The following is a 19423-nucleotide window of genomic DNA, read 5'->3' on the forward strand; positions in this document are numbered from 1 at the left end:
ACAAATCCAAAAAGACCGTCATCGTCGCATGCGCAAGGAAACTCGCACACGTCGTCTGGGCAATCCTAACGAACGACGAAGACTACAGCCAAGAGATATTCATGAAACAGGCAAGGCTCACTTGACAAGACAGCATCTAAGTTCTGTGACCACTGCGTGGTCAGTTCTCGTTTTCAAGCCGAAGGCCCCTTGTGGGATGAGATGTTCTGTGAGCGTGATGTAGCTGGGTCATCGAGCGAGAAAACCCGGAACTGCTACCAAAGTGCCGAGTCTTGGGGCAAACTCTCAAATCCGTGATCAGAGGTTCAGAGATTTAAGAGTCTCCGAAAGGGAACTCCGGTGGCCCATCTTCCCGACTCTTACACAGGCGAGACGCCTGTGCCCCCAAAGACTGCACTCCGAATCACCGTCCAGGAGAGGCTCTCAGCGGATTTTCCCCTCCCGCCTCCTGACACAAGTCAGGAGGCACCCTTCCACATCGAAACTGCCTTTGTGGCAGTTTCAACTGCGGACCCTCCCATTTTCGCTTCGCGAGAAATCGGAGAGGGACCTGCAAGCAATTCCATTCTCCAAAGGGGCTGAGATCCCTTGATCGATTTTCCCCTCACCCGGTTCCTGACAAGTCAGGAACCACCCTCTCCCATTTTGAAAAATAGGAGAGGGTTTGATCGGCAAAAAAAAATTAATAGGAGAGGGTTTGATCGGCAAAAAATGAAAGACCCGCGCGAGGCGGGTCTTCGGGGGTTTGGATGCGGGTTGACAGGATTACTTGCGTCGTCGGCGTGAGAGGAACGCGAGGCCGAGGCCGAGGGCCAAGAACGAGCCTGGTTCGGGAACGGTCGTGAAGTCGTAGCCCGAGACGTCGAGGGCTCGCCATTCGGACGAAACCATGTCGGCGCCGGGGCCGGTCGTACCCGCCCAATCTTGAATCTGCGGCGTGCCGTGGACGATCCAGTCGGCGTAGTCGCCGCCCGAGTAGTTGATCTGGTTGAACTCGTCGATATGGGTCGTGCCATCGAGCGAGAAGTAGGCGTGGTGGGCGCCGGAGGTGGTGAAGGTTCGATTGCCAAACTCATCGTAGCGGAAGAGATCGAGCATGGCGATGCCAGGGGCAAAGCCGATGTTGGAGCCCCAGCCGCCAGCCCCGAGCGCTTCGGTGATTTCGTGGGAAGCCACCGTGAAGTAGTCGTAGCTGTTGTGGTTGACCCCGTGGTCGAAGTGGCAGATGCTACTGTTGAGCCAGATGGTGCAGTCGGACGAGACGTTGGTGGTGAAGCCGAGGGCGCGCGCCTGGGCCGTGGTGATGTCGACGCCGGTGCTCGCGTTGGTGACGGGGTCGTTGGCCTGGACCGGCAGATGGGCGAGGGCCATGTTGTCGTCAGCCGAGGTGGCGTCGGTGACCATATGGCTTCGGAGGTCGCCGTAGGTGACGTGAATGGTGCTGGCCGAACTGGCTCCAAGCCCGCTACCGGAATCGACGAATCTGATGTTGACGGTGATCGGGTCGAGAATCATGTTCTGATAGACCGCGATCGCCTGGTTGATGGTGGCCATCATCTGAGCGCCGTTGGCGTTCGTGGTGATGGAACTGTCGAACGTCGGATTGATGACGAGATTTGCTGATGCGGATACGGCAAGTCCTGCCACCACGCCCGTCATCAGCGACGCACGCATTAGTTTGATGTTCATGTTGAATTTCCCAATTTGACTAGGTGGGGAGCGATCCAAAAGTACCCACCCAATACAATGAATGCATTATTGTAGTCCCTTGGCGCGAAATGATCAAGGCGATGTTAAGGGGCTTAACCTACGGTTGGAAGATCGTTCAATATTAAAGAAAATGCCTTTCTTGGTATTCCAAGTCTTGAATTTGCATAGCCAGCGAGGGAGAATGGAGATATGATTTCGCTTCTCGCCGCGCTTTCGCTTGTGCCTCAGGGCCAACCCATCACGATCACGGTGGAGGCGAACAAGATTCTGCATCCGATCAGCCCGGATCTGTTCGGCATCTTCTTTGAAGAGATCAACTGTGCGGGCGACGGTGGCATCTACCCCGAATTGGTGCGAAACCGCTCGTTCGAGGACTCGGACAAGCCAGAACATTGGGACGTGTCGAGCGGGTTGGACGCGACCGTGGAGAAAGGAAAGCTGGTGGTGAATGCCAGCTCGGAAGGCGAGATCGAGAACAAGGGCTATTGGGGCATGAGCCTGAAGAAGGGTCAGAAGTATCTGCTTCAGGTGACGGGCGACTTTCCCGATGCAAGCCAGTTGACGTTTGAGGCGACAGACGGATCGCGGCCAGTGGCATCGTCGGTCGTGAAGTTTGCGAAGGGCGACGACCGAACGGCGGTGGCGACGATCGTTCCTTCGGAATCGACTGCGGCGGGCGCACTGAAGATCAAGGTGGCGAAGGGTCAGAAGTTCGCCCTCGACTACGTTTCGCTGTTCCCGACGGCGACTTTTAAGGGTCGGACTAACGGTCTGCGGCCAGGGCTGATGACGATGCTGAACGACCTTGGTCCGGCGTTTGTGCGGTTCCCCGGTGGATGTTGGGTGGAAGGCGACCGAATGGCGTCGGCGTACCGCTGGAAGACGACGATCAATAATTTGGAGACTCGGCGCACGGTGCCGAACCTGTGGGGCTACAAGTCCACCAACGGCCTTGGGTACCACGAGTACCTGCAGATGTGCGAAGACCTCGGCGCCGCGCCGCTGTTCGTGGTGAACTGTGGGATGTCGCACAAGGAGACGGTGCCGCTGGGACAGATGGACGAGTTTGTGCAGGACGCGGTGGACGCGATTGAGTATGCCAACGGCCCGGTCACGAGCAAATGGGGCGCGGTCCGCGCCAAGAACGGGCACCCGAAGCCGTTCAATTTGAAGTATGTGGAGATCGGGAATGAGAACGGCGGTCCAGCTTACAACGAGCGGTACAAGCTGATCTTCGACGCGATCAAGTCGAAGTATCCGAACATCATGACGGTGGCCGACGTGTGGGGCGGGACTCCCACGAGCGCGCCGACCGAGATCATCGACGAGCACTATTACAACAACCCGGCGTTCTTCTTCCAGAACGCGCATCGGTACGACACCTACGACCGAAAGGGTCCGCAGATTTATGTGGGCGAGTACGCGGTGACGCAGGGTTGCGGAAGCGGCAACGTGATCGGCGCGATCGCCGAGGCCGCGTTCATGACGGGCATGGAGCGCAACTCGGACGTGGTGAGAATGGCGAGTTACGCGCCGCTATTTGCTAATGTGAACGCGAAGGCGTGGAACCCCGATCTGATCTACTTCGATTCCAGCAACGTTTACGGAACACCTTCGTACTACGTGCAGAAGCTGTTTGCGCGAAACCGGGCGACGGACGTGGTCGAGAGTTCGGTGACATCGATTCCCGTAACGAAGAGCTCTTTCCCGGTTGGCGGCATTGGCGTGGGCACATGGGACACGCAGTCCGAATACAAGGACATCACGATCATCGAGGACGGAAAGGAGACGAAGATCACCGATCCGAAGTCGATGATGAAGCCAGCGACCGGCAAGTGGGAGTTTGACGGCGACACGGTGCGGCAGACCTCGGACGAGGAGGGGGCGAAGTGCATGTTCCCGATGCCGAAATCGACGAGCTACACACTGAAGCTGAAGGCGAAGAAGAACGGCGGGCGCGAGGGCTTTTTGGTCTTGGTCGGCGCGAAGGATGCGAACAACTTTATGTGGCTGAACCTCGGCGGATGGACGAACACGGTCCACGGCTTGGAGCTTGGCATCGACGGCGGGAAGAGCCAGGTTGGCCATCACATGAACGGGACCATCGAGACCGGGCGATGGTACGACATCCAGATCGACTACTCGCCGGAGAAGATGGTTTGCTACCTGGACGGCAAGATGATCTTTGACGAGAAGCCGATCTCGACGCCGCGATTCTTCTATTCGGCAGGCATCGATAAGGCGAAGAAGGAGCTGGTTCTGAAGGTCGTGCAGGGTGCGGCACAGGGTCAGGACGTGGCGATCGACATCAAGGGAGTCGCGGCGGGATCGATGGCGAAGGGCTTTGTGCTCTCGAGCCAGGACCCGGCGGCAGAGAACTCGCTGGAGGACCCGAAGAAGGTGGTTCCGGTTCCAATTATGGCGAAAGTTGAAGGTGGAACGCTCCGTTTTAAGGCTGAGCCCTACTCGCTGACGATCCTTCGTCTGCCCATCAAGTAAGAATTCGGGCTTTGCTCCGAAAAAGGCCCTCGGCCCGGCAACGCCGGGTCGAAATCTTCCATCATTAATACTATTAATGAAGATTAGTAAAGACTATGCAGCCTTATTCATCGACTTCGAAAATATCTTCCACTATATAAGAAAAAGAACGGTTGACTCCGAACGCGCTCAAGACATCGTCATCGAGTTGATCCAAGAATTGCGAAAAAAGCTGAGCGCGGATTTTGCCCAAAGCTGTATTGTCCAGTACGCCTACGCCGACTTTGAACAGATCGAAGTGAACGCCCAGGGGCAGTTGTTTCTGCTTGGCGTCGAGACGCGGAACGTGGTGGGCACCGAGCACAAAAACGCGGCGGACATGCGGCTTTGCATAGACGTGATGGAGACGATGTACACCCGCGACGAGATCGATACGTTCGTGTTGATGGCGGGAGACCGTGACTATATTCCGGTTTTACAGCACCTGCGCAAGCACGCGAAGGTGGTGCAGGTCGTGGCGTTCAAAGAGAATATTTCGGGCGACCTGCTGACGCTGGTTTCGGACGGATTCATCGACGCGATGCAGTGCCTGGGCAAGGTTTCGCAGAGCGAACTCGAGGTTGGACAGGAGCGGCTGAACGAGTATTTTGAGCTTCGGGCCGAGGCTTCGAACGAGCAGGCGATCCAGATCGCCGAGGCTCGGGCCAACGGCAAGGTGGCTCAGGTGGCGTTCGAGCGGTCCTCGCGACTGGTCGAGAAGGACGCGCAGATTGCGCTCGAGGTGATGCTTCACAACTTCGGCGACAAGCCGGAGGTTTGGTTTACACCGTACCTGAACAAGCTGCGCAACGCGCTCCAGCACTTGGCCGAATATGAGCGCAAGGCGCTGGTGACGACGCTGGAGATGCACGGCGCGGTGAAGGTCGAGAAGCGGCGGGGCGAGCCGCACGACTACTCGGTGATCGTTATCAACTGGGATCACCCCGATGTTCGGGAGATGAACCCGGTCAACATCTGATGCATCCGGCGCTGGCGAAGATTCGGGACGCCGTTCGAGGGACGGTCTTCGAAGGCGACCTCTTCTTGGTGGGCGGCGCGGTGCGCGACGAGCTTTTGGGCTTGCCCGAGTCGAGCGACTTCGACCTCGTGACGCGCGGTCCCTCTCGCGATTTGGCTCTGCTTTTGTTTGAGTCAGGCGTTTCGACGATCCATCCGGTTGTTTACGAGCGATTTGGGACGGCGATGGTGGACGTCGACGACGTGAAGATCGAGCTGGTGACGGCGCGGAGGGAGTCATACGCGAAGAACTCGCGGAAGCCATCGGTGGAGGCGGGGACGTATGCCGACGATGCTCGGCGGCGGGACTTTACGCTGAACACGCTGATGCGGTCGCTGGACGACTGGTCGCTGGTTGACCCGCTGGGGGTTGGCGTGGCGGATTTGGAGAGCCGGGTTTTGCGGACGCCATGCGACCCGGTGCGGACCTTCGATGACGATCCGTTGCGGATGCTGCGGGCGATCCGGTTTCGGTGGCGGTTTGGCTTGACCCCGGCGAAGGGGCTCTATGACGCGATCTACATGCGGCATGGCCGCCTGAAGATTGTCAGCTTCGAGCGGATTCGCGACGAAATGTCGAAGATCTTGGTCGGGGAGCATGCGGGCGAGGCGTTGGACGACCTGATGAAGGCGAAGATTTTCGACGTGGTCGCGCCAGAGTTTGGGGCGATGCGGGGGTGCGAGCAGGGCAAGTACCACCACTTGGACGTGTGGGACCATACGCGGATGGTGGTGGCAAACGCGGTTCGCCTAATGCCGGGAGATTTACTTTTGGCGCTGGGGGCGCTGTTGCACGACGTGGGCAAGCCGCCGACGCGGAGCCTCGACGAGAACGGCGATATTCGGTTCTTTGGGCACGAGGCGGTGGGGGCGGACATGGCGCGAGTGATCCTCGGCCGGTGGAAGCTGCCGGGCGACGACATCGACCGGGTGTGCCGACTGGTGAAGAACCATATGCGGCTGGGGAGTTCGCCCACGTTTTCGGATTCGGCGGCGCGGCGGGTGATCCGAGATTTGGGCGAGGATTTGGAACGGCTTCTACGGTTGGTGGAAGCGGATGCGAGCGCCCTGAAGACGGGCGTGAAGGTGCTGGATATCGACGCGATTCGGGCGACCATCGCACGGGTGCAGGAAGAGACTCCGGTGGATAAGCTGGCGAGCCCGCTTAGCGGCCAGGAGATTATGGAATTGACGGGATTGGCTCCCGGAAAAGAGGTTGGCCGACTGAAGAAGCTGTTGGACGAAATGGTGCTCGACGGTCAGCTTGGGCCGGAAGACAAGGGCCGCGCCCGCGAGATCATCGTTACAAATGTACCGTCGGTCTGAATCCAAAGCAGGGCCGTCTCCGTAAAGTCTAGTAGGCTAGAGACCTCTGTGAACATCATTGCTGAAACCATTCTTGGGTTGCTCATTCTTGCGGGAGTCGCCACGCTCGTTGTCTGGCTACTGTTCCGCGAGCAGTTCGACCGTTTGCGCAAATACCTGCGAACTTGGGCCGAGCAGGACGCCAAGAAAGAAGCTCGGGAGGCAAAGGTTCGCGAGCAGATTATGAAGAATCAGCAAGACGCTGAGATGCGCGAGGCGGCGGCGCGGGAACGGGCCGAGGCTGAGCTTAACGACCTTGAAAGTGGGAGCCAATCATGAAGAGACCACCCCTAAAGAAACTGATTCGCACAATTTTGTTGGTGATACTCCTGCCGTTTATCGCCTTCCTCATCTATATGTCCCGGCTGGACTGGGTGCCAGCGGGGCATGTGGGCGTGGTTTACGACGCGAGCAGCGGACTGTTGCCGACGGTGTATAAGCCGAGTGCGGTGTTTATCGGATGGCGACAACAGTTGTATGTGTATCCGACGCGGCTCCAGGCGGCGGTTTATACAGAAGACCCGACGGCCGGCGAAGCGCGGGCGGCGGACTCGATTCTGATAACGACGAACGACAACGCCAATACGAACTTCGACGTGGCGGTGATCTACCACGTGCGGGAAGAGGACGTGAAAACGGTGTTCGACGCGTTTGGCGCGGTGCCGATCGAGGACATTCAGCGAAACTTCATTCGCCGCGCAGTGAAGGAGGCGGCCAACGACGTGGGCACACAGTACGACCTGTTTGCCCTGATGGGTGCGAAGCGAGAAGAGGCCTCGGGCAAGCTGACCGACGAGTTGAGGACGAAGCTGTCGGTGAAGGGAATCACGGTCGAGCGGGCGATGCTGGGGCAGTGCTACCCGTCGCAGGACATTGCGCAGAAGATCACGAGCCGGGTGAACAGTTATGTCGAGCTTGAGATTTCGCGGCTAAAACGGCAGATTGCGGAGATCGAGCGGCAGGTGGCGGTCGTGCAGGGCGAAGCGAACATGCAGGCGGCGGAGATGACGGCGGCGCAGGCGAAAGACCGTTCGCTGGAGCTTTTGCAGTTGGAGACGGCGGAGGCGGCGATCGACAAGTGGGACGGCGCGCTCCCGCCCATCAGTCCGAAATCCGGTCAGACCATCGTGCTGACCCAAGACCTCCTCAAGCAGTTGGGGGCATCGAAATGAACAAGAAATCTCTTTTACTCGCCCTGGCCTCGACGGTTTTGTTGACCGGCTGTATGCGCCAGATTCCGCCGGCTTCGGTGGGCGTGAAGTTTAACGCGCGGACGGGCATCAGCGAGCATTTGGTGAAGCCGCAGGTGGTGTGGCTGGGCTTTATGGAGAAGCTGATCGTGTACCCGACGAGCATTCGCAATGCGACGTACACCAAGAATACGAACGAGGGCGAGCGCCAGGGCGACGACAGCATCAAGTCGAGTACGAGCGAGGGAAGCATCCTTCCCGCCGACATCACGGTTTCGTACCATGTGGAGTCGGGCGACGTGCTTCGGGCGTTCCAGAACTTTGGAACGGAGGACTTGGAGCAGGTTCAGCACGACTTTATTCGGTGGACGACGATCTACGCGGTGAACGTGGTGACGGGCAAGAAGTCGATTTTCGACCTGACGTCGAAGGATCGAGCCGGGTTTAGCTCGGAGGTTAAGGACGTGATCAAGCCGATCTTGGCCGAGTGGGGATTGACGGTCGACGACGTGTATGTCGGCGAGGTGTATCCGTCGGATCAGGTTCGGGCCAAGGTCGACGAGCGGATCGCGAACGTGAACGCGTTGGAGTTGGCCAAGGTGTCTTTGGAGCGTGCGAAGATCGACGCGGAGACGACGCTGACGAATGCCAAGAAGCAGGCGGAATTGAACCGGCTTTTGGCGCTTCAGGGCGAAAAGGTTCTTCAGTTGAAGAAGTTGGAGTTGATGAAGAAGGCGGTTGAAAAGTGGAATGGTAAGGTGCCGGTGGTGGGCGGGAATTCGATTCCGTTTACGAGTATCACGCTGCCGTGAGGCTTCTAATCTTGACCTTTCGAGTCCCCTCCGTCTTCCGCTTCCAGCGGAAGACACCTGGAAAGGATGTCTTGTCCTAACTGGAAACTATGTCATGTCCTAGTACAGCTGGGGCGGAGCGTGGTTGGTCGGCTTGGAGTAGGATTTTCCCTTCCAGATTCAGCAAAGCGGGGTCGGCGCGACCCCGCCATTATGGCGGCGACAAAAGGTCCATCCACCCCGTCGCTTCGCGCCACCCCTCCAAGCTTTGGAGGGGAGATGGTTTTTACGCGAGCAACTCCCTTTCAACCCTCAGAACCTCTGTTTACAAATTCAGCAATAGGACCAGAGCCTCGGCAATGCGATATCGAGATGGTTACGGCGATGCGCCACCTTCCCAATCTTTGGGAAGGTGACGACTGCGACCTATCCGTTGTTGGTCTGTCCTATTTAACCGGCCACTTTTCGATCTTGACCGACATTTCGATTCGCTCATTGGGCAAATCGTTTGTGCCACGCGGCTGATCGACGATCTTGTCGGCGACGTCCATTCCCGAGACGACTTCGCCGAAAGCGGTGTACTTTCGGTTGAGGTCGGGGTGGTCGGCCACGCAGATGAAGAACTGTGAGCCGGCGGAGTCAGGGTCGTTGCCACGAGCCATCGAGAGGACGCCGCGCTTGTGGTCGAGGTTATTGAACTCGGCCTTGACTTGGTAACCCGGGCCGCCCTGACCGTACTCGGCGATCTTCGACTTATCCTTGGTGTTGGGGTCGCCGCCCTGAATCATGAAGCCCGGGATGATCCGGTGGAAGGTCGTATGATCGTAGAATCCCTTCTTGGCAAGCGTCTCGAAGTTCTCGACGTGCTTGGGCGCTAGGTCGGGGCGGAACTTGCAGACGATCTTTCCGAATTTTGTGGTGATGACGGCCACATCCTCGCCGTCCTTCGGATTTTCGAACTTGGGCTCTTCCAGGCTGGTGTCGGTCGATCCGTAGCTCGACTGAAGACCGTCGGCGTTGATTGCGTTCGCGCTCGGGTCGCTGGCGTTATTGCAAGCGACCATCATGATGGCGAGGGGCAGAAGGGCGGCTAACTTTCGCATGACTAGTTTTCCAGGGGCCAGGGCGTGACGGTGACGGTTTCGATGACGCAAGGCTCGGTCGGAGCGTCGCCTGGTCCTCTTAGTGCAACAATCTCGTCGGCGGTTTCCATTCCCTCAACCACGTATCCGAAGGCAGAATATTGTCCGTCGAGGTGCGGAGCGTTGGCCACCATGATGAAGAATTGGGAGCCGGCCGAGTTGGGGTTGCTGCTGCGGGCCATGCTGAGGATGCCGCGAAGGTGCTTGGTGTCGTTGAATTCGGCATCGATGGAGTAGCCGGGGTTTCCGGTTCCGGGCATGCCAGACGCACCGTCGCGGGTGTTGGGGCAGCCGCCCTGGATCATGAAGCCGGGGATGACTCGGTGGAATTTGAGTCCGTCGTAGAAGCCTTCTGAGGAGAGCTTCTTGAAGTTCGCCACGTGGTTGGGGGCCTTGTCGGGCAGAAATCCGATGACAATTCGGCCTTTGTTCGTCTGCATGACGGCGACTTCTTCGCCGGATTGTGGTGTAGCCATACGCCGTTAGTTTACATCGGTGGGCTGAATTGGTGTGATTTTGGGCTTGTTGGCGCTTTGGTTATTAGGGCACGTGGCACTGGTAAATCATGTCTTTACCAGTGCCACGTCGAATGAGGCGGCCTAGCCCTCACCCGGTTCCTGACGAGTCAGGAACCACCCTCTCCCAATTTCCTGCGGAGAATTAGGCGAGGGTTACTTGACCGGCCACTTTTGGATCTTGACCGTCATCTCGATCCGCTCGTTGGGCATGTCTCTTCCGTCGCGAGGCATGTTGACGATCTTATCGGCGACATCCATGCCGGAGACGACTTCGCCGAAGGCCGAGTACTTGAAGTTGAGGCTGGGGTAGTCGGCGACCATGATGAAGAACTGCGAACCAGCGGAATCGGGGTCGGACGAGCGGGCCATCGAGAGAACGCCGCGCTTGTGGTCGAGGTTATTGAACTCGGCTTTGACGCGCTCCTTGGGGCCGCCCATGCCATAGGTCGAGACGTCCTTCCCTTTGGTGTTGGGGTCGCCGCCCTGGATCATGAAGCCGGGGATGACGCGGTGGAAGATCGTGTGATCATAGAAGCCGCTCTTGGCGAGTTTCTTGAAGTTCTCGACGTGGTGCGGAGCCTTATCCGAGCGGAATTTGACGACGATTTTTCCGAACTTGGTGGTGATAACGCCGACCTCGTCGCCCTTCTTAGGCTTGGCAAAGGTGGGCTCCTCCAACTGATCCTGCGGGGGGAGGGGCGTAGCGGGGGCGACGACAGTGAGGAATGCGAGGGTGGTGAGAAGAGCCATGAGTTTTCTGCCTAGCTTACAGCAAATGCTCCATACCAACGACGAAACCTTTTAGTTCCCGGACCTTGGCGCAACAGAGTTTGATGCCGAGTTCGAAGGAGGAGCGGTCGAGGGAGTCGTGTCGGAGGGTGAGGAGTTCGCCGTGGCGTCCGAAAAGGACTTCTTGGTGGGCGAGGAGTCCGGGAAGGCGGACGGAGTGAATGTTGATGCCTTCGACGGAGATTCCGCGCTCTTCTTCGCCACCAGCGGGAAGCGGCTCGGCGGTGCGGGCTTCGGCGATCATTTGGGCGGTGCGGATAGCGGTTCCGCTCGGCGCGTCGATCTTCTTTTCGTGGTGAAGTTCGATGATTTCGCAGTTGGGGAAGTACTTGGCGGCCTTCTGGGCAAACTGCATCATGAGGACGGCGCCGACGGAGAAGTTGGGTACCAGGAGGCAGGGAGCCTTGTCGGTCTGAGTCTTGATGGTCTCGACGTCGCTGGCATCGACGCCGCTGGAGCCGATGACGGTCGGGATTCCGCGAGACACCGAAGCCAGCGCGAACTGACCGGCGGCTTTGCCGGTGGTGAAGACGAGGGTGACGTCCGGCTTGGTGCGGTCGAGACAGGCATCGATGTCGGTTTCGATGGGGAGGGAACTGACAGGGCACTCGGATTGGGTGCGATCGACGAGGCCCACGACCTCGAAGGCGGGGTCATCCATGAAGAATTTGGTGGAGGACGAACCCATTCGCCCAGCGGCTCCGACGACGACGACTTGAATCGGCATAACTATTGGAATATTTTACGTGAACGGGCTGGGGTCTCATATGGTTGTTGAGAGGTTGGGTCATCCACCCCGTCGCTTCGCGCCACCCCTCCAATCTTTGGAGGGGAGATGGTTTTGGCTCATTTGGATAGGAAGGCGAGTTTGGGCATTGTCGTTCTTGCTTATTGAATAGCTCAACGTTCGACGGGTTGGGCACGTATAATGTCGAAGAGTAACCGTGAACACTTTTTTGGTGGAAATCGCCCAGGCAAATGCTTCCAATGACCCCAATTGGACTATTGTTTTTTTGATTTTTGCGTTCCTCGGAATCGGGATTTGGACCTTCGTCAAAAGAGTTAATTATCAGGGCGCCTTGGACGAGTTTAAGGCCGATCCGACGAATAACGACCGTCGGCGTGAACTGTTTGCGGCGGCACGTTCGGCCGGGCTTCACGAATATCAGTTAGTCGATATGTTGGACATTATCGATCAGTACGATCATCCAGAGAAAGCGAAGTCGGTTAGCAAAGAAAACCTGTCGAGTCGGCTTCAAATGCTAAGTGACTTGAATCGTCAGGGAGTGATCTCGAACGACGAATACAGCCGCGCAAAAGCGAGACTTATGGAATAGGTCAAAATTCCGCCTTTTTGTGAGAAAGGAGTACATATGTCCACGCAAATCTGGTAAACCGATCAGATTGCTCCATGAGTGACCCTGACCCTAGCAGTATCGTTGTCGTGTCGGACCTAGATTCCAGGGGCCGGCTCGGCAAAACCACACTCAGGATCGAAAATGGAATCGCGACAAGAACCGAACAGACTCCCGTCGGAGAGGAAACCGTTGGTCAGTTTGCCGTCGCCGAACTGAAGAACCCTCGACTGGAAGACCTCGTTGACGCCACTGCTGTCGTCGCCGACCTCGACGGCCACTCGGTCGAACTGATACGTTCGACCAATCGCCAAAATCTGCCGCTCGCCAACCTTGAGAAGCAGTTGAAGGCGATGGTGAATGGGAAGCCGGTTCCGCCCGCGGACATCGACGATCGTGTGTGCCCCAAATGCGGCCGACCGTTGCCGAAGTACAACAACGTCTGCGAAGCCTGCGTGAATCGCGGCCAGACGCTGATGCGCCTATTCTCGTACGCCAAGCCGTACCGTGGCCGACTGCTGTGGGGAACCTTCTTGAGCGTCGGCGGCATGGCCCTGGAATTGGTGCCGCCGTACATCACGATGTTGATCTTGGACAAGGCGCTGAAGAACGGAGACTCGGGGCTCTTTACCGAGTTGGTGATGGCGTACTTCATGGTTCGCGTCCTGATTCTGCTGGTGCAGATTGGCCGCAACCGCAACGTCGCTTTCCTGGGCGCCAAGATCGCGGTTTCCATCCGCCACAGCCTTTTTGAAAAGCTCCAGAGCCTTTCGCTGAGCTTTTACGACAAGCGAAACGTTGGCTCGCTGATGTCGCGCATGACCAACGACACGGGCGCTCTGTATGACGTGCTGGTCGACGGCATTCCGGTCCTGATGAACCAGATCATTCTGCTCATCGCGATTCCGGTCACGATGATGCTGATCAACTGGAAGATCGGTCTGATCGCGATTGCGCCGGTGCCTGCGGTGGTGCTGGCGGTCCACTTCTTCCGTAAGAAGATGAACCGGGTTTGGAGCCGATTTTGGCATCAGTGGTCGCGCACCGGCGCGACGCTGAACGGCACGCTTCAGGGTACGCGCGTGGTCAAGGCGTTCTTTGGCGAAGACCGTGAGGTCAAGAAGTTCAACCAGCGAATTACCGAGCTTGCTGACAGCGGTTACGTGGCCGAGTCAAGCTGGGCGACGTTCTTCCCGTTCGTGATGTTCACGATGTTCCTGGGTGTCATCACCGTGTGGGCCGTGGGTGGACGCGCGGTTCTGGCGGGGATGATGACCATCGGTCAGTTGATCGCGTTTACGCAGTACGTTCAGCGGTTGAACGACCCGCTTTCGAACCTGCAACGCATCATCGACTGGTCGACGCGAGCCCTTACGGCGGCGGAGCGCGTGTTCGAAATCATGGACACGCCGGACGACATCCGCGACAGCGAATCGTCGGTGCCGATGCCCAAGGTTCAGGGGCACGTGAAGCTGACAGACGTGCACTTTGGTTACGACAAATTGCGAACGATCCTGCACGCGGTGGACCTGGAAGTGAAGCCGGGCGAAATGATCGGCGTGGTGGGGCACTCGGGCTCGGGTAAGACGACGTTGATCAACATGATTCTGCGGTTCTACGACCCGACGCAGGGCAAGGTGGAACTGGACGGCGTCGATCTGCGCGAAATTCAGTTGGAAGACTTCCGCCGCCAGGTGGGTGTCGTGCTCCAGGAGAGCTATCTGTTCCCAGGTTCGATCAAGCACAACATCGCGTACGGGCGACCGGACGCGACGATGCGGGAGATCATGGAAGCGGCGAAGGCGGCGAACGCTCACGACTTCATCTGCAAGTTCCCGGACGGTTACGATACGTACGTCGGCGAGCGCGGCCAGCGGTTGAGCGGCGGCGAGCGACAGCGAATTTCGATCGCGCGGGCGATCCTGCACAACCCGAAGGTGCTGATCCTGGACGAGGCGACGGCGAGCGTGGATACCGAGACCGAACGCATGATCCAAGAGGCAATCGAGAACCTCGTGGACGGGCGAACGGTGTTTGCCATCGCGCACCGGCTTTCGACCCTGCGCAATGCGGATCGGCTCATCGTCATGGACGAAGGGCGCGTGGCTGAGGTCGGCACTCATGCGGAACTATTGGCGCGTGAGGATGGTATCTATGCCAAGCTGGTAAAAATGCAGAGCGAAATCAGTAAGATGCGCCAGAATATCTTTGGCGAAGTCGACGAAGCTGAACCTCAAGTCGTCGAAGCGTAGCCGCCATCTGCCCGATGAAAATCTTTGTTCCCGTTTTCCTCTTCTTGTCGTGCCTGTGCTCGGCCCAAACGGTGTGCATCGACCCGGGGCATCCGAGCGAGGTTGGACGAGGAACGCAGGGCAAGCACATTACCGAGATCAAGGCCGTTTGGCAGGTTGCGGTGAAGCTGAAAAAGGAGCTTGAAAAGCGGGGCGTGAAGGTCGTGATGACCAAGTCCAAAGAAGAGGAACTGGTCAAGAACAAGGACCGGTCGGCGACGGCGAACAAAGCTCACGTGGACCTGATGGTGCGCCTGCATTGCGACGATGCGGCGGGCACCGGCTACGCAATTTATTACCCCGACCAGAAGGGGACGGCGCAAGGCAAGACCGGGCCGAGTGACGACGTGCTGAAGGCGTGCGGGAAGATTGCGCCGGTGTTCCACGAAGAATTTAAGAAGGCAATCGGCGACGAGTTGCACGACAACGGGCTGTTGTCGGACACCAAGACGGCGGTCGGCGGTAAGTACGGCGCGCTGATCGGGTCGATTTTCTCAGAAGTGCCGGTGGTGCTGATCGAGATGTGCCGCCTGAACAACCCGAAGGACGAGGCTTACATTAGCAGCGAGAAGGGGCAGAACGCGCTGGCGAAGGCCTTGGCGGAAGCGACGATTCGCTCGATTCGCGAGACGAAATAGTACAATCGGAGAGCCTTGATGAACACCGTCGACCTTGAAGTGGTCATTCCAGCCTATAACGAAGCGGAGCGGATCGGCCGCACGCTGGAGCGGATTCGCGAGTACTACTCGGAGCAGTCGTACTCGTGGCGGTGTACGGTGGTGAGCGACGGCTCGAAGGACGATACGGCGAAGATCGTCAACGAGTTCTGCGCTCAAAATCCGCAGTTTCAGTTTTTGGACTACGCCCAAAACCGGGGGAAAGGCTACGCGGTGCGGCTGGGGATGTTGCGAGCGGAGGCGAGCCGCGTGCTGTTTTGTGACGCTGACCTCGCGACCCCGCAAGAGGAAACGGAGAAGCTTTGGAAGGCCCTCGACGAGGGGTTCGATGTGGCGATCGGCAGTCGCCCGTTGAAGGATTCTAACCTGGAGATTCGGCAGCCGCTGTATCGGGAAGTGCTGGGTCGGGCGTTCAATCGGGCGGTGCAGACGCTGGCGACGAAGGGCATCGACGACACGCAGTGTGGGTTCAAAATGTTTACGCAGAAGGCGGCACGGGACATTTTTTCACGGTGCTCGCTGGATGGGTTCAGCTTCGATTTTGAGGCGCTGATGATCGCGCGGGACTTGGATTATAAGATCGCCGAGGTGCCGATTCGATGGAGTCACCAGGAGGGATCGAAAGTGGTGATCTGGCGCGATGGTCCGCGCATGTTGCGGGATTTGGTGAAGCTGCGGATGCGGGGCAAGAAGGCTCGGATGAAGCTGAAAGCTCCGGCGGTGCATTCTTAGGTTTTCCCGCTGGTTTGCGGATTGGCCCTCACCCGTCTCCTGACACAAGTCAGGAGCCACCCTCTCCCAAATCAGAGAATTGGGAGAGGGATTTTGGGGCTTTCCTGATTCGATTTTGCGAATCGGATTTTTAGATGCGGGTCTTCCGAATTTTTAGCACCGCATTCTTAGGCGTCCTGGGTCTATGCGCTGGCCAATTTGAACAACTCGGAGGGCTTGGCGTGTTAACATGGGAATATGGGCGCCACGATCTGCATAGCCGCACTCGTTTTGGCGGGACAGACCCCCAAGAGCCAATCTCTCGACGCGCGGATTGAGGCTCTTTCGAACGACCTCCTGCAATCGTTGACGCTGTTTGACTCGCTCCGAGCCAAAGTGGAGAGCGAGAAGGACGCCCGCAAGCTGGTTTCCCAGTTCAACGAGAAGCTGGAGTCGATCATCGGGACGGCGAATAAGTACCTGACTCAGGCCAAGACCGACGACGAGAAGGTGCGGATTCGGGTGGTGCGCTTTGAGGCATTGGCGAGCGAGACGCCGCCGATCCAGAAGCTGGTGGACGATGCGACGGACATCGCGGCGAAGTTCAAAGAGAGCTCGGCCTTGTGTCCGGCGATCGAGAATTTGACGTTTTACCAATACTTGACCGCGGCGAACTATGCCGCTTTCGATACGTCGCTGAAGCAGAGCAAGAACGAAGAAGTGGCGGCCTCGGCGGGGCTGGCGAGCATCTTCGTTCAGTTCATGAACGACTCGGGGGACATCAACAAATTCCGGTCCTTGGGGCAACAATATCCGAAGACGAAAGCGGGTCAGCGGGCGACGAAGGTCTTCGATTACCGGACCAAGATCGTACTTGGCCAGCCGATGATCGACCTGAAACTGGACCTTTTGGGCGGGTCGACCGTTTCGCTGAGTTCGCTGAAAGGGAAGGTCGTGGTTTTGAACTTTTGGGGATTCTGGTCGCCGGGGTGCCTGGGCGAAATGCAGGAGATCAAGGATTATTTGGCGAAGTATCCGACGCGGCTGGCGTGGATCGGGATCAACACGGATAACTGGACGCCCGCGTTTGTGACGAAGCGGATTAAGGAGATGGGGCTGACGTGGGAGAACGTCGCGGCGGGGTCGCCGACCGGCGAGTTGCCGATGGATTTTGGCATCGTGAATTATCCGTCGAAGATCATCATCGACGCGCAGGGCGTGGTGCAGTATGTTCCGTCGACCCGCGATTGGCGCGGGCCGCTTGAGGAAGCGCTGGGCAAGGCGTCGGACTAGGCTTTCTTGAAGCTGGCTGACCAGCGGGTGGCACCGCCGCCGTTGGGCATCGTGAGGGTAAGGACGTCGCCGTTCTGCTTCGCGTCGATACCTTTCGGTGCCGAGTCGAATTTGTAGCCTTTAGGTACGTACAACATCAGATTCCAGCGCTGGCCGGGGCCGACGACATAAGTCCCCGAGAGGGTGGCCTTGGCGGCATCCCATTTGACGGCGTCGAGATCGTACGCGCCCTGGGAGATATGGCGCTCCGTGCCGAGGACCTGCGGATGATTCTGCACCGGGCGGAGGGCGACAACCTGGCAATGACCTTCATCGAGGGCATCCAGTTTGAGCTTGGAATCCACGACGCCAAGGAACTTCTGGTTCCAGAAATCGAAGGCGAGATACTTACCCTTGACCACGCCGACATCGGACAGCGAGACGGTGCGGGCGGGCACTTTTTGCCAGGCGTTGTGGGAGACGACGGTCCAATCCTCGCCGAATTTGTTGCAATGCAGGGTGAAGAATTCGGGGTCGGGCTTCTCCTGTTTGAGGTTGACCGGTTTGGAAAAGACGGTCGGCGAGACCCGCCTCATGATGTTCAGGTGCTCGGGCGTATAGTCGGCGGGCTTGTCGCTGATCATCAATTGACCACCCGCGAGCGAGACCATGCTGGCCCATGAGCGAGCCTTTTCCGGTTCGAGGCGCAGGCACATGTAGTCGGGGTCGTTGCGCCAGACGACGTTGTTGAGGTGGTGGAACTGGGCGATGTACTTCGCCGAGCGGCGCATGGAGGCGAAATCGGGGCCGACGTCTTCGCCGATTCGGGCTCCGTTGGGGAGTCCGGCGAGCTCGGGCATGGTGCCCCAACACGCGAGGACGTAGGAGCCGCCCGCGGCCTGCTTGACCCCGGTCAGGACGGCGCGGAAGGCGTCTTCCATGCTCTCCTCGCGGAACTTCCAATAGAACGGATTCTTGCGGTAGTTGTCGTAGAGGATATGGCGCAGGGTGTCGATTTTGAAGTAGTTCCAGCCCTGCTTTTTCAGCACGCGAATGGTCTCGAAATAGGCTTCGTCGGCCCCGTCGGTCAGGCCGTTCATGGCGTAATTGACCCACGGGCCGCGGTAGGGCTTGCCGTCGTCGCCGGTGACGTAATCCTTGGAATTGGAGAGTCCGAGCGGGGTGTAGAGGCCCACCCAGATGCCGGGAGTGATCTTTTTGGACTTGATGTAGGTGGCGAGCGCTTCTAGGCCCGAGGGGAATTTGTCGTTGGGTTTGGTCCAGAAATCCGAATAGTGCTCGCCGGGTTTGAGGACAAGTTCACCCGACTGCGGGGTGCGCTGGAAGCCGTCGTCCATCTGCACGATGTTGTAGCCGTACGCGAGCAGGTTCTTGTTCAGGAAGTCGGCAGCGGCCTTCATGTCCTCTTCGGTGACGCCTTGGCCGTAGGCGGCCCAAGAGCACCAGCCGACGATGGGCGGTCCCCACAGCGGTCGGGAGGGATCCCACAGGAAGTAACCGAGGTGGTTCTGAACGTAGTTGAGCTTGGTGACGAGCTTTGCGTTTTTGTCGGCGTGAAGGACCAGGAAGTTGCCCTCGTGGGTGATGGTTCCGTCGATGGTCAGTAGGCAGTCGGTGCCTCGGAAGTAGACCGAGTTGGCGAGAAGGTCGTGAGCGTCGCCGTACGTGCTCCCGATGACGCCGGGCTGGCTGGTGTTGCAGAGCATAGCGTCGGCGGTGTACGGCACGCGCAGACGCAGGCGGGGGGCGTCGCCGGAAAACTGGTAGGTGGTGGAGAAGGTTTTACGGCCATCGGGCACGAATTCGGACGTCTTGGGGCCGTGGGGGTAGCCGAGAAAGACCGGCTGGGCAGCGGCCTCGGCATCGGTTTTCTTCGGAAGCTTTTGGGTGCCTTTGATGAAGAGGGTTACGCCGGGCGTGATGTAAAGCGAAAGGTCGGGCTTTGACTGCATGGCATGCGAGAGAATGAGCGAGATTAGCAAGCCGGAACTCATCAACGTGCATTCTACTTATTTTTGCAAGTCGCTGGTTCTGCAGTAATCGAACCTAGATGCCCT

17 protein-coding genes are annotated in these 19423 nt (G+C 58.3%); 11 read left to right on the forward strand and 6 right to left on the reverse strand.

Translation table 11 applies throughout. The features are described 5' to 3' along the window. Positions 1-765: 765 nt before the first annotated feature. Positions 766-1689: a PEP-CTERM sorting domain-containing protein gene (locus GC165_20750; protein ID MBI1335299.1), complete on the reverse strand. Its 924-nt coding sequence runs from the start codon at positions 1687-1689 to the stop codon at positions 766-768. A gap of 210 nt (positions 1690-1899) precedes the next feature. Here GC165_20750 and GC165_20755 point away from each other — a divergent pair, with 210 nt between their 5' ends. From GC165_20755 to GC165_20780, 6 genes are all read left to right on the forward strand, one after another. Continuing rightward, positions 1900-4209 carry an alpha-L-arabinofuranosidase gene (locus tag GC165_20755; protein ID MBI1335300.1) on the forward strand — a complete coding sequence of 770 codons (2310 nt, stop codon included), beginning with the start codon at positions 1900-1902 and terminating at the stop codon, positions 4207-4209. Between the two features lie 76 nt (positions 4210-4285). Next, positions 4286-5206 (forward strand): NYN domain-containing protein, encoded by a 921-nt coding sequence (locus tag GC165_20760; protein MBI1335301.1) that lies wholly within the window; start codon positions 4286-4288, stop codon positions 5204-5206. Further along, on the forward strand, positions 5206-6570 hold the full coding sequence (locus tag GC165_20765; protein MBI1335302.1) for an HD domain-containing protein: 1365 nt from the start codon (positions 5206-5208) through the stop codon (positions 6568-6570). The genes GC165_20760 and GC165_20765 overlap by 1 nt, the downstream gene beginning before the upstream one ends. A gap of 48 nt (positions 6571-6618) precedes the next feature. After that, entirely contained in the window at positions 6619-6888 is a 270-nt protein-coding gene (locus tag GC165_20770) for a hypothetical protein (GenBank protein ID MBI1335303.1), read from the forward strand. Beyond that, on the forward strand, positions 6885-7781 hold the full coding sequence (locus GC165_20775; GenBank protein MBI1335304.1) for a hypothetical protein: 897 nt from the start codon (positions 6885-6887) through the stop codon (positions 7779-7781). Before GC165_20770 ends, GC165_20775 begins: the two co-directional genes overlap by 4 nt. Continuing rightward, the gene (locus tag GC165_20780) at positions 7778-8611 is read left to right on the forward strand and encodes a hypothetical protein (protein ID MBI1335305.1); all 834 of its coding nucleotides are present in this window, start codon (positions 7778-7780) and stop codon (positions 8609-8611) included. Before GC165_20775 ends, GC165_20780 begins: the two co-directional genes overlap by 4 nt. Positions 8612-9036: 425 nt before the next feature. Here GC165_20780 and GC165_20785 read toward each other — a convergent pair whose 3' ends face one another. The 4 genes from GC165_20785 to GC165_20800 all read right to left on the reverse strand — a co-directional run bounded on the left by GC165_20785 (position 9037) and on the right by GC165_20800 (position 11766). After that, entirely contained in the window at positions 9037-9654 is a 618-nt protein-coding gene (locus tag GC165_20785; protein ID MBI1335306.1) for a peptidylprolyl isomerase, read from the reverse strand. Between the two features lie 41 nt (positions 9655-9695). Continuing rightward, the gene (locus tag GC165_20790; GenBank protein ID MBI1335307.1) at positions 9696-10208 is read right to left on the reverse strand and encodes a peptidylprolyl isomerase; all 513 of its coding nucleotides are present in this window, start codon (positions 10206-10208) and stop codon (positions 9696-9698) included. Positions 10209-10403: 195 nt separating this feature from the next. Then, a complete protein-coding gene (locus GC165_20795; protein MBI1335308.1) occupies positions 10404-11000 on the reverse strand; it encodes a peptidylprolyl isomerase in 597 nt (198 codons plus the stop codon). A gap of 16 nt (positions 11001-11016) precedes the next feature. Continuing rightward, on the reverse strand, positions 11017-11766 hold the full coding sequence (locus tag GC165_20800) for a 4-hydroxy-tetrahydrodipicolinate reductase (GenBank protein MBI1335309.1): 750 nt from the start codon (positions 11764-11766) through the stop codon (positions 11017-11019). 217 nt (positions 11767-11983) lie between these two features. Between GC165_20800 and GC165_20805 the strand changes: the two genes are divergently transcribed. The 5 genes from GC165_20805 to GC165_20825 all read left to right on the forward strand — a co-directional run bounded on the left by GC165_20805 (position 11984) and on the right by GC165_20825 (position 17366). Next, a complete protein-coding gene (locus tag GC165_20805; GenBank protein MBI1335310.1) occupies positions 11984-12376 on the forward strand; it encodes a hypothetical protein in 393 nt (130 codons plus the stop codon). Positions 12377-12450: 74 nt separating this feature from the next. Further along, the gene (locus tag GC165_20810; GenBank protein ID MBI1335311.1) at positions 12451-14646 is read left to right on the forward strand and encodes an ATP-binding cassette domain-containing protein; all 2196 of its coding nucleotides are present in this window, start codon (positions 12451-12453) and stop codon (positions 14644-14646) included. 14 nt (positions 14647-14660) lie between these two features. Continuing rightward, positions 14661-15323: a hypothetical protein gene (locus GC165_20815; GenBank protein ID MBI1335312.1), complete on the forward strand. Its 663-nt coding sequence runs from the start codon at positions 14661-14663 to the stop codon at positions 15321-15323. An 18-nt stretch (positions 15324-15341) separates the two neighbouring features. Next, positions 15342-16094, forward strand: a complete 753-nt coding sequence (locus GC165_20820) for a glycosyltransferase (GenBank protein MBI1335313.1) — start codon at positions 15342-15344, stop codon at positions 16092-16094. Positions 16095-16331: 237 nt separating this feature from the next. Beyond that, positions 16332-17366: a redoxin domain-containing protein gene (locus GC165_20825; protein MBI1335314.1), complete on the forward strand. Its 1035-nt coding sequence runs from the start codon at positions 16332-16334 to the stop codon at positions 17364-17366. Here the strand turns inward: GC165_20825 and GC165_20830 are convergent. Then, positions 17363-19360 (reverse strand): hypothetical protein, encoded by a 1998-nt coding sequence (locus GC165_20830; protein MBI1335315.1) that lies wholly within the window; start codon positions 19358-19360, stop codon positions 17363-17365. The genes GC165_20825 and GC165_20830 overlap by 4 nt on opposite strands. Positions 19361-19423: the final 63 nt, after the last annotated feature.

This window comes from Armatimonadota bacterium (genome assembly GCA_016125185.1).
GTDB lineage: Bacteria > Armatimonadota > Fimbriimonadia > Fimbriimonadales > Fimbriimonadaceae > Fimbriimonas.

What these genes read in the sequence shown, in the direction of transcription:
- GC165_20750 (MBI1335299.1), bottom strand. Translation starts at nt 1,689, where the DNA reads ATGAACATCAAACTAATGCGTGCGTCGCTGATGACGGGCGTGGTGGCA.
- GC165_20755 (MBI1335300.1), top strand. Translation starts at nt 1,900, where the DNA reads ATGATTTCGCTTCTCGCCGCGCTTTCGCTTGTGCCTCAGGGCCAACCC.
- GC165_20760 (MBI1335301.1), top strand. Translation starts at nt 4,286, where the DNA reads ATGAAGATTAGTAAAGACTATGCAGCCTTATTCATCGACTTCGAAAAT.
- GC165_20765 (MBI1335302.1), top strand. Translation starts at nt 5,206, where the DNA reads ATGCATCCGGCGCTGGCGAAGATTCGGGACGCCGTTCGAGGGACGGTC.
- GC165_20775 (MBI1335304.1), top strand. Translation starts at nt 6,885, where the DNA reads ATGAAGAGACCACCCCTAAAGAAACTGATTCGCACAATTTTGTTGGTG.
- GC165_20780 (MBI1335305.1), top strand. Translation starts at nt 7,778, where the DNA reads ATGAACAAGAAATCTCTTTTACTCGCCCTGGCCTCGACGGTTTTGTTG.
- GC165_20785 (MBI1335306.1), bottom strand. Translation starts at nt 9,654, where the DNA reads ATGGTCGCTTGCAATAACGCCAGCGACCCGAGCGCGAACGCAATCAAC.
- GC165_20790 (MBI1335307.1), bottom strand. Translation starts at nt 10,208, where the DNA reads ATGGCTACACCACAATCCGGCGAAGAAGTCGCCGTCATGCAGACGAAC.
- GC165_20795 (MBI1335308.1), bottom strand. Translation starts at nt 11,000, where the DNA reads ATGGCTCTTCTCACCACCCTCGCATTCCTCACTGTCGTCGCCCCCGCT.
- GC165_20800 (MBI1335309.1), bottom strand. Translation starts at nt 11,766, where the DNA reads ATGCCGATTCAAGTCGTCGTCGTCGGAGCCGCTGGGCGAATGGGTTCG.
- GC165_20810 (MBI1335311.1), top strand. Translation starts at nt 12,451, where the DNA reads ATGAGTGACCCTGACCCTAGCAGTATCGTTGTCGTGTCGGACCTAGAT.
- GC165_20815 (MBI1335312.1), top strand. Translation starts at nt 14,661, where the DNA reads ATGAAAATCTTTGTTCCCGTTTTCCTCTTCTTGTCGTGCCTGTGCTCG.
- GC165_20820 (MBI1335313.1), top strand. Translation starts at nt 15,342, where the DNA reads ATGAACACCGTCGACCTTGAAGTGGTCATTCCAGCCTATAACGAAGCG.
- GC165_20825 (MBI1335314.1), top strand. Translation starts at nt 16,332, where the DNA reads ATGGGCGCCACGATCTGCATAGCCGCACTCGTTTTGGCGGGACAGACC.
- GC165_20830 (MBI1335315.1), bottom strand. Translation starts at nt 19,360, where the DNA reads ATGAGTTCCGGCTTGCTAATCTCGCTCATTCTCTCGCATGCCATGCAG.